The organism is Streptomyces sp. 6-11-2, assembly GCF_006540305.1.
Taxonomy (GTDB): Bacteria; Actinomycetota; Actinomycetes; order Streptomycetales; family Streptomycetaceae; genus Streptomyces.
Window position 1 is genome coordinate 5355571 of record NZ_BJOR01000001.1, and the last position, 15391, is coordinate 5370961.

Consider the following 15391-nt stretch of genomic DNA (forward strand, 5'->3'; position numbering starts at 1 on the left):
CCTGCCCAGTCCCCGACCGGACCACAGGGCAGGCGCCGCCGCATGTCCGGGGGACTACGGCGCCCTGTACGTCTCCCCGTACACCTTCCACACCAGCGGGGTCTTCAGGTCCATGTTCCCGTCGTACAGGAACTGCCGCTGGGCGGTGTCGATACGGCTGGTGTCGCGGTTCGTCCTGCGGGCCTTCATGGCCTCGCGGCGGATGTCCAGGAAGACGTCGAGGTAGCTCTTCTCCCGGCCGCCCGCGGCCGGGGTGTCGGCCTCCTTCAGGGCGCGCTCGCGCAGGGCGTAGAAGCCGTCCTTGTCGACGCCGGGGCCGTGGAAGACCATCGCGTCGTAGTAGATGAACTGGCCCAGCGTGCCGAGGCCGTCGAGCTTGGCGAGTCGGACGGCCGGATTGAAGTAGGCGCGGTCCCGCTCGTCCTCCTGGGCCTTGCGGAAGGCCGGTCGTTCCGACTCCGCCTTCCACGCCGCGGCGAAGTCCGGGTCCAGGCCCTCGTGGGAGTCCGTGCCGTCGACCTTGCGCAGCGCCGGCAGGAACCGGGCGAGACCGTTGTCCGGGTGGGCCTTGGTGTAGCGCTCGACCAGGGTGAGCAGGTCGTGCGTACCGGTGCAGTAGCCGATGATCCCCGCGGTGTAGCCGTCGCCGTCGTCGGCGTCCTCGATGGAGCCGTAGGTGCTGCGCCAGTCGAGCGTGGAGTTCTCGGCGCTCGCCACGAGCCGCTGGGCCAGCTCCTTCTTCGCGGGCGCGGCCAGGCCTCGGGGTGCCTCGTCGGCCACCTCGTCGTCCTGGGCCTTCTCCGACCGTTCGGCCCGCGCCTTGGTGTCCTCACGGGACTCGTGCGCGGCCGTGTGCCGCTTCGGCGCGGACGGGTCCCGGTCCTGTGGATCGAAGGCGAGCAACACCGCCAACGCGAGGACCGGAGTGGCCACCAAAAACAATATTCCAGGACGTTTCATGACAGTTACCGTACGGCCCTGATCAGGCCGCCCCTCCCGACAGTTCCGAGACCTTCGCCCAGCTGAGCGCCATGAGCAGAACCAGCAGGGCCACGCACACGCCCGCCTGGACCGGAGTGCGACGGCCGCCGCGCGGCGCGTACGCGTACGCCAGGGTCACCACGCCGCCCGCCAGCAGGCCACCGAGGTGCGCCTGCCAGGAAGTGAGCCCGGCGGAGATCACCAGCCACAGCAGCAGGCCCGCCATGTACCGGTTGACGCCGCTCATGTCGTAGCCCAGGCGCCGGGCCATGACGTAGTACGCGGCGCCGAGCCCGAAGATCGCGCCGGACGCGCCGACCGTCAGGGCGTCCGGATCGATCAGCAGGACCAGGACCGAGCCGCCGAGCGCCGACAGCAGGTACAGGGCGAGGTAGCGGGCGCGGCCCAGCTGCGCCTCGACCACGCGGCCGGTGCTCCACAGCGCCGTCATGTTCATCACGATGTGCAGGATGCCGAACGTCCCCTCGGTGGCGGGCACATGCAGGAACGCGCCGGTCAGCAGCCGGTACCACTCGCCGCCGACCAGCCCCTCCGCGTGCACGTCGGAGCCGTACGGGTACTCCCACAGGTAGTGCCCGCCGTCGGTTCCCGCCAGTCCGCGCCCGAGCATCCCCAGACCGTCCACGACCGCCGGGCGCACCAACTCGCCCAGATAGGCGAGGACGTTGAGCCCGATCAGAACGTACGTCACGACCGGCACCGCGCTGATCCGGCCGCCGAACGCCGTCCGTGCCTGCCGTACCGACCGGGCACCCTCCCTCACGCACTCCACGCACTGGTGGCCGACGGAGGCCTCCCGCATGCAGTCCGGGCAGATGTACCGGTCGCAGCGGACGCAGCGGACGTGGGACTCCACTCTGCTGTGGCGGTAGCAAGTGGTGACAGCGGACTCGGCATCCACGGCCGGCTCCTCGGGAAACGCGGGGACATGGCTGAGCCGGTGGGGACGGCGGCGAACAAAATAGCGAAGTGCTGTGACAGATGGTAAAGGCGGGGCCCGTGATCCCGGAACCGCGATCAGGTCAGGTGTCGCACTCCAGGACTGTGCGGCACAGGGCGCACCGGGCGCGCATACGGCCTCCGACCGGGACCCTGATGCGCTGATGGCAGGTGGGGCAGGAGAAGGACACCCGCAGAGGCTCCGGGCCGCCGCGGCTGAAGGAGTACGGCGCCTCCGGCTGGGCGAGCGGCGCACGGCCGTGGTCCTGGGCGTGCCGGCGGTCGCGGGCGTACCGGCGGCGGCCCGCCCAGCCCGCCGCCGTCAGGGGCGGCTGCTGCTCGTCACCGCGGGCCCGGGCCATGCCCTTGACGTACGCCTCGTACCCCTGGGGGCTGGTGAACCACGTCGAGGGATCCTCGCCGAACACCAGCGCCCGCTTGGCCAGCACGTAGCCGAACTCCTCCGGAGTGAGGTAGCCGAGCTTCTGCGACGACACGCCGTCCTCCCGGAAGGCGTCCAGCAGCAGCCAGCCCGCGCCCAGGTACGTCGCCACCGTGTCCGTGAGGATCTCGTTGTCGCGGGTGCTGGGGAAGGACAGGTCCAGCCGGTGCAGGTAGACGTGGGTCACCTCGTGGGCGAGGGCCGCGCCGATGTCCCGGCGGTGGGTGCGGAAGCGGTCGTTCAGTTCGACGAAGTACTCGGGGCCCGCCGCCAGCTCGACGTTCGCCGCGTGCGTCATCTCGCGGAAGCTGACGATCATGCGGGCGTCCGGCAGCCGGTAGTGGCGGACCATTTCGCGGGCCACGCGCTGGGCCCCCAGATGCAGGTCGTCGGTGTCGCAGAAGGCCACGTCGGCCGGGGCCACGCTGGTCGCGAACGTCTGCACGGTGCCGTACGAGAGCCGCTTGTACAGGGAGGTGATCGCGGCCCGCACCGTCTCCAGATGCGGGTAGCCGTGCACCACCGGTCCGCCGTTCGCCACGTCCGAACCCCCAAAGACGCCCTGAACTCTCTCCCACTTTATGCGCGGGAGCCCCGATTCCGCCCGGCGCCCACGCCACACGGTGCCCGGTGCCCGCCGTTGACCACGGGTCGGACGCTCGTGATCGGAGCGCCGCCCAGCCCGTAGGGTTGGAGCCCATGACCACCAGCAGCACCGGTACCGGTGACGTCGCCCCCGCCGTTCACGAGGAGCTCGCGCGGCTGCGCGACAGCATCGACAACATCGACGCGGCCGTCGTCCACATGCTCGCCGAGCGGTTCAAGGCGACCCAGCAGGTCGGCCACCTCAAGGCCGCCCACCAGCTGCCGCCCGCCGACCCGGCCCGCGAGGCCCGGCAGATCGCCCGGCTGCGCGCCCTCGCCGAGGACGCCAAACTGGACCCGGCGTTCGCCGAGAAGTTCCTGAACTTCATCATCGCCGAGGTGATCCGCCACCACGAGCGCATCGCGGAGGACGCCGGCAACGGCGAGACCCCGGCGACCTGACCCCCCGCCCGCGCGCCGCCGAACGCGCCCCCGCGGACCGCGAACGCCCTGCGTCCGTCGGCGACACCCCCTCGTGCCCGCTCCGGGCCATCAGGCAGCATGGCGTCCATGTCCGTACTCACGCGCGACGAAGCGCATACCCGTGCCAAGCTCCTCGACGTCCACCGGTACACCGTCGACCTCGACCTGACCGGTGGGGACGACACCTTCGACTCCCGGACCGTGATCCGGTTCACCGTACGGGAAGGCCGGGACAGCACGGACACGTTCGTCGAGCTCAAGCCCGCCCACCTGCGCTCCGCCACCCTCGACGGACAGCCCCTCGACCCGCACGACCTCACCGGCAACCGCCTGCCGCTGAAGAACCTCGCCCCCGGTGAACACGAGCTGCGCGTCGACGCCGTCATGCGCTACTCCCGCACCGGCGAGGGCATGCACCGCTTCACCGACCCCACCGACGGTGAGACCTACGTCTACACCCAGCTGTTCATGGAAGACGTCCAGCGCGTCTTCGCCGCCTTCGACCAGCCCGACCTCAAGGCCGTCTTCGAACTCGCCGTCACCGCCCCCGAGGGCTGGACCGTCCTCGCCAACGGCGTCACCGAGCACACCGGCGACGGCGTCTGGAAGGCCGCGCCCACCCCGCTGATCTCCACCTACCTGGTCGCCGTCGCCGCCGGCCCCTGGCACTCCGTACGCACCGAGCACCGCGGCCTGCCCTTCGGCATCCACTGCCGCCGCTCGCTGGCGCCCCACCTCGACGCGGACGCCGACGAGATCCTCGACGTCACCCGTGCCTGCTTCGACCGCTACCACGAGAAGTTCGACGAGCCCTACCCCTTCGACTCCTACGACCAGGCCTTCGTCCCCGAGTTCAACGCGGGCGCCATGGAGAACCCGGGCCTGGTCACCTTCCGGGACGAGTTCGTCTACCGCTCCGCCGTCACCGACACCGAGCGGCAGACCCGCGCCATGGTCATCGCCCACGAGATGGCCCACATGTGGTTCGGCGACCTGGTCACCCTCAAGTGGTGGGACGACATCTGGCTGAACGAGTCCTTCGCCGAGTACATGGGCTACCAGACCACCGCCGAGGCCACCCGCTTCACCGGCACCTGGACCGACTTCGGCGTCGCCCGCAAGTCCTGGGGCTACGACGCCGACCAGCGCCCCTCCACCCACCCCGTCGCCCCCGACGCCGTCGACGACACCGCCTCCGCCCTGCTCAACTTCGACGGCATCTCCTACGCCAAGGGCGCCTCCGCCCTGCGGCAACTGGTCGCCTGGCTCGGCGAGAAGGACTTCCTGGCCGGCATCAACACCCACTTCAAGCGGCACCGGTTCGCCAACGCCACCCTCGCCGACTTCATCGACTCCCTCGCCTCCGCCACCGACCGCGACGTGCACGCCTGGGCCGAGGCCTGGCTGCGCACCACCGGCGTGGACACGCTCACCGCGTCCGTCGACGCCGCGCCCGGCCAGTGGACCCTCGCCCTCGACCGCGACGGCAGCCGCCCGCACCGCGTCACCGTCGGCGTCTACGACCGCGACCTGGGCGACGGCCACAGCCTGGTCGTCCGGGAGCGCTACGAGACCGACGTCCCGCAGGACGGCGCCGGCCAACCCCGCTCCGGCACCCGGCCCGCCCTGATCGTGCCCAACGACCAGGACCTGACCTACGCCAAGATCCGCCTGGACGAGACCTCCCTGGAGACCGCCCTGCGCGACCTGTCCGGCGTCCCCGACGCGCTCACCCGCGCCGTGGTGTGGAACACGCTGCGCGACATGGTCCGCGACGGTGAACTCGCCCCCGCCGACTACCTGTCGACCGCCTCCGCCCACCTGCCCGAGGAGACCGACCTGGCCCTCGTCCAGGGCGTCCTGGCCTTCGCCGCCGGGCAGATCGCCGACCGGTACGTCCACCCGGGGCAGCGGCCCGCCGCCCTGGCCGCCCTCGGCTCCCTGTGCCGCGATCTCATCCGCCGCACCGAGGACGGCGACAACCCCGGTCTGCGCCTGATCGCCGTGCGGCACTTCATCGACGTCGCCGCGCACCCGGACACCGTCGCCGCCTGGCTCGCCGACGGCACCGTCCCCGGCGGCCCCGAACTCGACCCGGAGCTGCGCTGGCGCGTCCTGGGCCGTCTCGCCGTCCTCGGCGCCGTCGACGAGGCCGCCATCGCCCGGGAACTCGACCGCGACCCGTCCGCCACCGGCCAGGAGGGCGCCGCCCGCTGCCGGGCCGCGCTGCCCGACGCCGAGGCCAAGCGCGCGGCCTGGGAGTCGATGTTCGCCACCGACGAGCGCACCGACCTGTCGAACTACCTGTTCATCGCCACCGCGCAGGGCTTCTGGCAGCCCGAACAGGCCGATCTCGTACGGGACTACGTCCCCCGCTTCTACCAGGACGCGGTCGCCCTCGCCGACCGCCGCGGCCCCGCCATCGCCGAGGCCGCCGGACGCTGGGCGTTCCCGGTGCACGCCGTCGACGCCGACCACCTGCGACTGGGCGAGGCCTGCCTGCACGACGGCGCCCCGACCCCCGCGCTCCGCCGCAAGCTCGTCGACCAGCTCGACGACCTGTCCCGCGCACTGCGCGTCCGGGAGGCGTAGGCCCTGTCGTCCGGGCCGGTCGTTCCGAACCGGTCGCTCGCCGGCCCGGCCAGGGCGGTGCGGTCGGCCCGCGGCGGCGTGGGCGGCACGGCCACCTCCGCCTGGCCGACGTCCCGGACGGTGGCCGTGGTGGCCGTGGCGGCGACCGCTGGACGCGGGCGACGCCGTCGGTGACGCCGGGGCGCGCCGTGGAGGCGACGGTGCCGTCCGGGCGGGCCGGCCGTCGCTGATGCCGCGCGGGGCCGGTCGTCCGCTCCTAGGCTGCTGGAGTCAGGCTGCTGGAGTCAGGACGACCGGCCCGAGCCCCCGGAGGCAGACCCGTGATCGCAGTGACCGGAGCGACCGGCAACGTCGGCCGTGCCCTCGTCGAACGTCTCGTCGCCGCCGGCCGGCCCGTGCGGGCACTGACCCGCGACCCGGAACGGGCCGTGCTGCCCGCGGGGGCAGAGGTCGTGCGGTTCCGGCCCGACGACCCGGCCGCCCTGTTCACGGGCGTGACCGGACTCTTCCTGTACGTCCAGGCCGCCGGCGGGAGCGGCGCCCTGCTGAAGGCGGCCCGCGAGGCCGGCGTCCGGCACGTCGTACTGCTCTCCTCCGGGATCGTCCGCGACGGCGCCGACGAGACCCATCCCATCCACGTCATGCACGCCGGAGCCGAGCGGCGGATCCGCGACAGCGGCCTCGCGTGGACCCTCCTCCGGCCGAACGCCTTCGCCGCCAACGCTCTGCAGTGGGCACCCCAGATCCGTGCGGGGAACACCGTCCGCGGTGTCTTCGCCGACGCGCTGACCGCGCCCATCCACGAGGACGACATCGCCGCCGTGGCCGAGGGCGCCCTCCTCGACCCCGGCCACGAGGGCGCCGTCCATCGCCTCACCGGCCCGGAGGCCCTCACCAACGCCGAGCAGGTCGCCGCGATCGGCCGCGCCCTCGGCCGTGACCTGGCCTTCGTCGAGATCCCGCCGGAACAGGCCGGGCCCGAGCTCTACCCGCACGTGCCGCCGCACCTGCTCCAGAGCCTGCTGAAGACCTTCGAGTCCGCCGTCGGCGTCCGCCCGGAGATCACGCACACCGTCGAGGGGATCACCGGCACCCCGGCCCGCCCCTTCGCCCGCTGGGCCGAGGACCACCGGGCCGGCTTCCTCGGCTGACGGCTTCCCGGGGCGGCGGCGGGCTCACGGGATCGCCGGGCGGCGGCGGACTCACGGGACCCCAACACGTTTTCCCCGTACGGCAGTACCCACTTTCGGGTTCCGATCGTCGATCTTTCGGGCGCGTCCGGCTTTACTGCGTACAAGCTGGAAGTCCCTGCCCCCGCGTCACGGAGGACAGTCCCATGAGCACCCCGCCGCCCCCGGACCACCCCGCCCGCCTCGCCTCCGGTCCCGACGGCCCGCACGCCCTGCGGCCCCTGCTCGACACCGTGCTCGACGCCCTCGACAGCGGCCGCCGTGCCCGCGGCGGCCCCCTGCCCGCGGGCGGCCCCGAGGCGGTCGCCGCCCGGGTGCGCGACGCCGTGGGCGAGGTCCTGCCCGAGCACGGCGACCCGGACGCCCTGCGCGGCCTCGTGCACGCCCTCGCCGAAGGCGCCGCCGACCCCGCCGACCCGCTGTGCGCGGCCCATCTGCACTGCCCGCCGCTCGCCGTGGCCACCGCCGCCGACCTCGCCGTCAGCGCCCTCAACCCCTCCCTGGACTCCTGGGACCAGGCACCCGCCGCCTCCGAACTCGAAGCCCTCGTCACGCGGACGCTCGCGCACGAGACCGGCCTCGCCGACTCCGTCGTCACCACCGGCGGCACCGAGTCCAACCAACTCGCCCTGCTGCTCGCCCGCGAGTCCCACGGCGGCGGTATCCGCCTGGTCTGCGGCGCCAACGCGCACCACTCCCTGCCCCGCGCCGCCTGGCTGCTCGGCCTGCCCGAACCCGTGATCGTGCCCGCTCCCTCCGGCACCCTCGACCCCGCCGCGCTGCACAGCGTCCTCACCGGCCTCGGCGGAGCGCGCGGCTCCCTCCTCGTGGCCGCCACCGCCGGCACCACCGATGCCGGCCTCATCGACCCCCTCCCGGAGATCGCCGGGCTGTGCGCCGCGCACGGCGCCCGGCTGCACATCGACGCCGCCCACGGCGGGGGACTGCTGTTCAGCGAACGCCACCGGGACAAGCTGACCGGGCTCGAAGCCGCCCACACCGTCACCCTCGACCTGCACAAACTCGGCTGGCAGCCGGTCGCCGCCGGACTCCTCGCCGTCCGCCACCCCCGCGACCTCGCCGTCCTGCACCAGCGCGCCGACTACCTCAACGCCGGGGACGACACGGAGGCCGGCCTGCCCGACCTGCTCGGCCGCTCCCTGCGCACCACCCGCCGCCCCGACGTCCTCAAGATCGCCGTCACCCTCAAGGCCCTCGGCCGCCGCGGTCTCGGCGCCCTCGTCGACCAGGTCTGCGCCCGCGCCCGCGAGTTCGCCGACCTCATCCACGACCACCCCGGCTTCGAGCTCCACGACCGGCCCACCATCAGCACCGTCCTGTTCCGGCCCGCCGGCGTCACCGACGACGCCGTCGCCACCGTACGCCGCCGGCTCCTCACCGAAGGCCGCGCCGTCCTCGGCCGGGCCCGCCTCGACGACCGGCTCTGGCTCAAGGCCACCCTGCTCAACCCGGACACCCGGACCGAAGACCTGGCCGCCCTGCTGAAACTGGTGGAAGGAAGCACCCCCCGATGAACCATCCCGCGCACCACACCCCCCAGGCCCGCGACCTGGTCGGCATCGGCATCGGGCCGTTCAACCTGTCCCTGGCCGCGCTCGCCCACCCGCTCACCGGTCTCGACACCGTCTTCTACGAACGGCGCCCCCGCTTCCACTGGCACCCCGGCCTGCTCATCGAGGGCGCCCGCGTCCAGGTGCCCTTCCTGGCCGACCTGGTCACCCTCGCCGACCCGGCCAGCACGTGGTCCTTCCTCAACTACCTCAAGACCCGCGACCGGCTCTTCCCGTTCTACTTCTCCGAGCGCTTCCACATCCAGCGCGCCGAATACGACGCCTACTGCCGCTGGGTCTCCGAGAACCTGCCCGCGGTGCGCTGCGGCCACCAGGTCGACGCCGTCCGCTGGAACCCCGAACTCGCCCTCTTCGAGGTCGACTTCACCCAGCTCGACGCCGACGGCGAAGCGGAGGCCGTCGGCCGCGCCCACACCCGCAACGTCGTCCTCGGCATCGGCACCGAACGCCATGTGCCCGCCCCGCTCAGGCCCCTCGCCGACGCCCCCGGAGTTCCCGTCGTGCACGCCGCCGACTACCTCGGCCACCGCGACACCCTCCTCGCGGCCGGCCACATCACCGTCGTCGGCTCCGGACAGTCCGGCGCCGAGGTGTTCCTCGACCTGCTGCGCCACCGCCGGGTGGGCGGCGAGCGGCTGCACTGGATCGGCCGCACCGAGGCCTTCGCCCCGATGGAATACTCCAAGCTCGGCCTGGAGCACTTCACCCCCGACTACATGCGCTACTTCCACGCCCTGGCCGAACCCGTGCGCGACCGGCTCGTCGGCGGCCAGTGGCAGCTCCACAAGGGCATCGACGCCGACACCCTCGCCGCCGTCCACGACGAGCTCTACCGCCGCACGCTGGACGGGGGCTGGCCCGACGCCGTCCTGACCCCCGGCGTCCGGGTCCGCACCGCCGGCCGGGTCGCCGGCTCCCGGATCGAACTCCACCTCGAACACGTCCAGCAGGGCACCCGCACCCGCCTCACCACCGACGCCGTCGTCCTCGCCACCGGCTACCGCGAACGCCCCGTCACCCCCCTGCTCACCGGTCTCGACCCCTATCTGCGCCGCGACGGCAAGGAACGCCTCCGTGTCGACGAGCAGTTCCGCCTCGCCCTCGACCCGGCCATCACCGCCACCGGCTGCCATGTCTACGTGCAGAACGCCGAACGCCACACCCACGGCGTCGGCGCCCCCGACCTGGGCCTCGCCGCCTGGCGCAGCGCCACCATCCTCAACGCGGTGACCGGAACACAGGCCTACCCGCTGCCCGCCCGCACCGCCTTCACCACCTTCGGCCTGGAACGGCGGCGGCCCCAGATCCCGCCGTCCCGCCAGGTCAGGGCGCTGACGCCCCTGGCGGACGGAATCTGAGGCCGTCCCGTGGAGAAGGAAACCGGTCGAACCGATCAGAACACCGGCGTGCCGTTACGCGTCAGCTTCCAGTCCAGCGACGCGAAGTCCTTCGGGTCCAGCACGCCCTTCGCCGTGACCCACTCCGCGATCCGGGTGCGGATCTCGGTCGACTCCGCCCACAGCTCCTTCGCCGAGGCCACGTGCGGGAACGCGCCACCGCCGTTGGCCCGGTAGTTGTTCACCGCCATCACGAACTCCTGGGCGCCGTCAAGCGCCGCACCGTTGAACGTCAGGTTCTTGATCCGCGAGCCGACCGGCTGGGCGATGTCGATGTCGTACTGGAGCCCCGACACGTAGTCGTAGTTGTAGTCCGGGCGGCCGCCCGCGTTCGTCAGCTTGTCCACGTCGACCGGCGCGCCGGCGGCCGTCTGCACGAAGTACTCCGCCGAGTACTCCAGGTACGCCCGCAGTTGGGCACCCGTCATCAGCTTGGCGACCAGCGTGTTGTCGTACACGTACAGGCTCGACAGGTCCCGGATCGTGACGTTGCCGGCCGGGATCTCGGAGGTGCGCGAGAAGGGGGAGGCCTGCGAGACGACCGGCAGCGCGGCGTACTGCGTGCCCGCCAGCGCGGCCTTCACCACGTCCTCCTGCACCTTGTTGATCAGGTCGATGATCGGCGCGTCCTTGTAGCGGGCGTCGACGGTGGTGAGGGTCACCGTCGCCTGGCCGACCACCTGGTTGACGTACTTCACGACCTTCGCGTGCTGGTCCGACAGCAGCTTGGTGATCTTCGGGTCGTCGGCGACGGTGTTGGCGTTGCGCAGCGAGGCGGAGACCGACTCCACCTCCCACTTGCCCTTGACGAACACCAGCTCGATGTCGAAGAGGGAGAGCCGCTCGGCGTAGCACAGCGGCTCCGACAGGACGACCGTCTTGCCGGTCTTGTCGTTGACGACCTTCAGTTCCGCGATCTCCTTGTGCGCGTGGCCCACCAGGATCGCGTCGATGCCGGGCACCTGCCGGGCGATGTTCGCGGCGGCGTCCTCCACGTACGGCAGCTGGTCGCCGTACGACGAGGTGCCGGACGTGCCCGAGTGCGCCGAGACGATGACCACGTCCGCGCCCATCGAACGCAGCTTGGGCACCCACTTCGCGGCCTGCTCCTCCAGACCCGGGAAGTCCAACTTGCCCTGGACGTAGGCCTTGTCCCAGATCGCGATGCCCGGGTTGGTCAGACCCAGCACGGCCACCGTCACCGGGGCGGCACCCGGCGCGTGGAACTTCTTCATGAAGTACGGCGGGAAGGCCGGCTTCTGGGTCTTGTGGTCCACCGCGTTCGCGCCGAGCAGCGGGAAGTCGCACTGCTCCTCGAACTTGCGCAGGGTCTCGATGCCGTAGTTGAACTCGTGGTTGCCGAGTGCCACCGCGTCGTACCCGATGGCGTTCATGGCCTTGGCCATCGGGTGCACCGGACCGCGCTTGGCGGTGATCGGGTCGACCTTCGCGTAGTAGTACGTCAGCGGAGTGCCCTGAATCGTGTCACCGGCGTCCAGGAGCAGCGTGTTCTCGCGGCCCTTCTCCTTGCGGACCTGGTCCACGAGCGTGGAGACCCGGGCCAGGCCCTGGGCGTTGCCCGCCGCGTCGCTGTACTCGCCGTCCTTGAAGTAGTCCCAGTTGAACACGTGACCGTGCAGGTCGGTCGTGCCCATGACGGTGAGGGAGTAACGCTTGCCCGGCTTCTCGGGCGACTTGCCCGCCGCGGCAGCGGCGGCGGGCGCGGCCTGGGCCGCCGGAGCCGCCACGGCGCCGGCCAGCGCCACCCCCGCCCCCGTGGCGGCGGACTTCGTCAGGAACTTCCGGCGGTTCAACGGCATGGCTGGTTCTCCTCGTGAACAGGTCGATGACGCGCGTAGATTCTGGCGGGCCCGGGCGAACCGCAACACCCCCGGAAGGTTGCGATCTGGTGACCGACAGGCGCGAAAAACAGGGCACCGGTGACAGAGTGGGACGTATGACCTCAGCCCCCGCACCGGAACCCGTCCCCGCCGTCCCCTACGGCACCCCCGACGCACCCCGGATCGCCGTCCGCGGTGAGGCACACCTCGAAGTCGACCCCGAGATCGCCCGTATCGGCATCACCGTCACCGCCCGCGGCAAGGACCGCCGTTCCGCCCTGGACGACCTCACCCGGCGCAACGCCCGCGTCCTCGACCTCGTCAAGTCCTACGGCCAGGCGGTCGAACACCTGGAGACCGGCGCCTTCTCCCTCGCCCCCGAACCGGCCCGGCACGGCCGCGGCGAGCGCGTCCGCACCTACCACGGCGCCGTCCGCCTCACCGCCGAACTCTCCGACTTCACCGCCCTCGGCGAACTCGCCACCCGACTGGCCGACTTGGAACTCACCCGGGTGGATGGTCCCTGGTGGTCGCTGCGCCCCGGCTCACCGGCCCACCGGGAGGCACGCAGGCAGGCCGTGCGGGAGGCCGTCCAGCGGGCCAGGGAGTACGCCGAGGCGCTCGGCACCACGCTCACCGCGCTCGTCGAGATCGCCGACATCGGAGCGGAGAGCGCCCCGTTCCGGCCGCAGGCCCCCGGACGGATGCGGGCGACGGCGGCCTACGGAGGTCCGGCGCCGCAGGACGAGACCGCGCCCCTGGACCTCGAACCCGAGCGGCAGCACATCCACGCGCAACTCGACGCGCGATTCACCATGGCACCGCCCAGACTGTGATTACGTCAGTTGCGTCTTCCGGTCCGCGAACGGGGCGAACGCTCGTCGGAGTGCCGCCCCCCACAGTTCAACAGTTGTCAATACTCCTTCATTCAAAGGTTGTTGAGTAGTCACGTCGTACCAATCGTCTACCCACTGGTAAGGCCTAGGCTCACATCATGCGCCGAGCAAAGATCGTCTGTACTCTGGGGCCCGCCACCGACACGTACGACCAGATCAGGGCACTGGTCGACGCCGGAATGGACGTCGCCCGACTGAACCTCAGCCACGGCGGCCACGCCGAGCACGAGGAGCGTTACCGGCACGTGCGCCGGGCCGCCGACGAGACCGGACGCAGCGTCGGAATACTCGCCGACCTTCAGGGCCCGAAGATCCGGCTCGGCCGCTTCCGCGAAGGACCCGTACTCCTCGAACGCGGCGACACCTTCACCATCACCGTCGAGGAGGGCGTCGAGGGCGACCGGCACATCTGCGGCACCACCCACGCCGGCCTCGCCGAGGACGTCACCCCCGGTGAGCGCATCCTCGTCGACGACGGCAAGGTGGGCCTCGAGGTCACCGCCGTCGACGGCCCCCGCGTGCGCACCCGGGTGATCGAGGGCGGCGTGATCTCCGACCACAAGGGGCTCAATCTGCCGGGCGTCGCCGTCTCGGTCCCCGCCCTGTCCAAGAAGGACGAGGACGACCTGCGCTGGGCGCTGCGCACCGGCTTCGACATCGTCGCGCTGTCCTTCGTCCGCGGTGGCCGGGACATCCTCGACGTCCACCGCGTCATGGACGACGAGGGCCGCCGCCTCCCCGTCATCGCCAAGATCGAGAAGCCGCAGGCGGTGGAGGCCGTCGACGACATCGTGGCCGCCTTCGACGGCATCATGGTCGCCCGCGGCGACCTGGGTGTGGAAATGCCGCTGGAGCAGGTCCCCATCGTCCAGAAGCGCGCGATCAAGCTGGCCCGGCGGAACGCCAAGCCGGTGATCGTCGCCACCCAGATGCTCGACTCGATGATCGGCAACTCCCGCCCGACCCGCGCGGAGGCCTCGGACGTGGCCAACGCGGTGCTCGACGGCACGGACGCGGTGATGCTGTCGGGCGAGACCAGTGTGGGCAAGCACCCGGTGGAGACGGTGCGGACGATGGCCCGCATCGTCGCGGCGGCCGAGGAGGACCTCCTCACCCAGGGCCTGCCGCCGCTGACCGACCGCGACAAGCCTCGTACCCAGGGCGGCGCGGTCGCCCGCGCGGCGGCGGAGATCGGCGACTTCCTCGGCGCCAGGTTCCTGGTCGCCTTCACGCAGTCGGGCGACACCGCCCGCCGGCTCTCCCGCTACCGCTCACCCATCCCGCTGCTGGCCTTCACCACGGAGCAGGCCACCCGTTCCCAACTCAGCGCCACCTGGGGCGTGGAGACATTCCTGGGGCCGCGCGTCGACTCGACCGACGCCATGGTCGACCAGGTCGACGAACTGCTGCTGCGGTACGGCCGTTGCGAGAAGGGCGACGTGGTGGTGATCACAGCGGGCTCGCCCCCGGGGGTGCCGGGCTCGACGAACCTGGTCAGGGTTCACCACATCGGGGAGGACGACACTCCCAAGTAGAACTTGCGACCTTGGATTCGGAGGAAACGTACCCCGGGTCGGATTCGAACCGACGCTGGATGGTGTTTGAGACCATTGCCTCTACCGCTGGGCTACCGGGGCCCCCTTTGAAACAAAGATCGACGGTCACCCGCCGTCCCCCCACCTTACCGCAGCTGGGTACGCTCTTGGAGCAGTACCCGCCCGCCCCGGAACAAGGAGCGCCCCCGTGACCGCCGAGTCGCCCGAGCCCGTAGACGTGTCCGACGACGACAAGTCGCACGTGCCTCCGCTGACGACCCGCGTCGTCATCGCCGAGGACGAGGCGCTGATCCGGCTCGACCTCAAAGAGATGCTGGAGGAAGAGGGCTACCGGGTCGTCGGTGAGGCCGGGGACGGCGAGCGGGCCGTGGAGCTGGCCCGTGAGCACCGCCCGGACCTGGTGATCCTCGATGTGAAGATGCCCAAGCTCGACGGCATCTCGGCGGCGGAGCGGATCGCGGAGGAGCGGATCGCGCCCGTGCTCATGCTCACCGCCTTCTCGCAGCGCGACCTGGTGGAGCGCGCCCGGGACGCCGGGGCGATGGCGTACCTGGTGAAGCCGTTCAGCAAGAGCGACGTCGTGCCCGCCATCGAGATGGCCGTCTCGCGGTTCACCGAACTGAAGGAACTGGAGAAGGAGGTCGCGGACCTCGCCCAGCGGCTGGAGACCCGCAAGCTGGTCGACCGTGCCAAGTCGATCCTTCAGACGGAGTACGGGCTGACCGAGCCGGCCGCGTTCCGCTGGATCCAGAAGACCTCGATGGACCGCCGCATGTCGATGCAGCAGGTCGCGGAGGCGGTCATCCAGGACAGCGAGGAGAAGAAGGCCGCGAAGGGCGCCAGGCCCGACAAGGACTGAGCCGGGCGGACCGGCAG

Annotated in this window: 12 protein-coding genes and 1 tRNA gene; 8 read left to right on the forward strand and 5 right to left on the reverse strand. The window is 71.7% G+C overall.

Going from position 1 to position 15391, the window contains the following annotated elements:
• Positions 1–54: 54 nt before the first annotated feature.
• The 3 genes from TNCT6_RS23595 to TNCT6_RS23605 all read right to left on the reverse strand — a co-directional run bounded on the left by TNCT6_RS23595 (position 55) and on the right by TNCT6_RS23605 (position 2924).
• Positions 55–960, reverse strand: coding sequence for a chitosanase (locus tag TNCT6_RS23595; RefSeq protein WP_141361855.1), 906 nt, complete (start codon positions 958–960; stop codon positions 55–57).
• A gap of 22 nt (positions 961–982) precedes the next feature.
• On the reverse strand, positions 983–1903 hold the full coding sequence (locus TNCT6_RS23600) for a rhomboid family intramembrane serine protease (RefSeq protein WP_141361857.1): 921 nt from the start codon (positions 1901–1903) through the stop codon (positions 983–985).
• A 121-nt stretch (positions 1904–2024) separates the two neighbouring features.
• The gene (locus tag TNCT6_RS23605; protein ID WP_141361859.1) at positions 2025–2924 is read right to left on the reverse strand and encodes a hypothetical protein; all 900 of its coding nucleotides are present in this window, start codon (positions 2922–2924) and stop codon (positions 2025–2027) included.
• A gap of 158 nt (positions 2925–3082) precedes the next feature.
• On the opposite strand from TNCT6_RS23605, the gene TNCT6_RS23610 reads away from it, so the two are divergent.
• The 5 genes from TNCT6_RS23610 to TNCT6_RS23630 all read left to right on the forward strand — a co-directional run bounded on the left by TNCT6_RS23610 (position 3083) and on the right by TNCT6_RS23630 (position 10183).
• Positions 3083–3430 carry a chorismate mutase gene (locus TNCT6_RS23610; RefSeq protein ID WP_141361861.1) on the forward strand — a complete coding sequence of 116 codons (348 nt, stop codon included), beginning with the start codon at positions 3083–3085 and terminating at the stop codon, positions 3428–3430.
• Between the two features lie 99 nt (positions 3431–3529).
• The gene (pepN, locus tag TNCT6_RS23615; RefSeq protein ID WP_141361863.1) at positions 3530–6043 is read left to right on the forward strand and encodes an aminopeptidase N; all 2514 of its coding nucleotides are present in this window, start codon (positions 3530–3532) and stop codon (positions 6041–6043) included.
• 320 nt (positions 6044–6363) lie between these two features.
• The gene (locus TNCT6_RS23620) at positions 6364–7194 is read left to right on the forward strand and encodes an NAD(P)H-binding protein (RefSeq protein ID WP_141361865.1); all 831 of its coding nucleotides are present in this window, start codon (positions 6364–6366) and stop codon (positions 7192–7194) included.
• A gap of 185 nt (positions 7195–7379) precedes the next feature.
• Positions 7380–8768 carry an aminotransferase class V-fold PLP-dependent enzyme gene (locus TNCT6_RS23625; protein ID WP_141361867.1) on the forward strand — a complete coding sequence of 463 codons (1389 nt, stop codon included), beginning with the start codon at positions 7380–7382 and terminating at the stop codon, positions 8766–8768.
• Positions 8765–10183 carry a lysine N(6)-hydroxylase/L-ornithine N(5)-oxygenase family protein gene (locus TNCT6_RS23630; protein WP_141361869.1) on the forward strand — a complete coding sequence of 473 codons (1419 nt, stop codon included), beginning with the start codon at positions 8765–8767 and terminating at the stop codon, positions 10181–10183. The genes TNCT6_RS23625 and TNCT6_RS23630 overlap by 4 nt, the downstream gene beginning before the upstream one ends.
• 35 nt (positions 10184–10218) lie before the next feature.
• Here TNCT6_RS23630 and TNCT6_RS23635 read toward each other — a convergent pair whose 3' ends face one another.
• Positions 10219–12042 carry a bifunctional UDP-sugar hydrolase/5'-nucleotidase gene (locus tag TNCT6_RS23635; RefSeq protein ID WP_141361871.1) on the reverse strand — a complete coding sequence of 608 codons (1824 nt, stop codon included), beginning with the start codon at positions 12040–12042 and terminating at the stop codon, positions 10219–10221.
• 137 nt (positions 12043–12179) lie between these two features.
• Between TNCT6_RS23635 and TNCT6_RS23640 the strand changes: the two genes are divergently transcribed.
• Together TNCT6_RS23640 and pyk are read left to right on the forward strand one after the other, a co-directional pair.
• The gene (locus TNCT6_RS23640) at positions 12180–12899 is read left to right on the forward strand and encodes an SIMPL domain-containing protein (protein ID WP_141361873.1); all 720 of its coding nucleotides are present in this window, start codon (positions 12180–12182) and stop codon (positions 12897–12899) included.
• Between the two features lie 158 nt (positions 12900–13057).
• Complete coding sequence (pyk, locus tag TNCT6_RS23645) at positions 13058–14494, forward strand: pyruvate kinase (RefSeq protein ID WP_141361875.1); 1437 nt, start codon at positions 13058–13060, stop codon at positions 14492–14494.
• 29 nt (positions 14495–14523) lie between these two features.
• Here the strand turns inward: pyk and TNCT6_RS23650 are convergent.
• A tRNA-Leu gene (locus tag TNCT6_RS23650) sits at positions 14524–14596 on the reverse strand.
• 106 nt (positions 14597–14702) lie between these two features.
• Here TNCT6_RS23650 and TNCT6_RS23655 point away from each other — a divergent pair.
• Positions 14703–15374: an ANTAR domain-containing response regulator gene (locus TNCT6_RS23655; protein WP_141361877.1), complete on the forward strand. Its 672-nt coding sequence runs from the start codon at positions 14703–14705 to the stop codon at positions 15372–15374.
• The last annotated feature ends 17 nt before the right edge of the window (positions 15375–15391 follow it).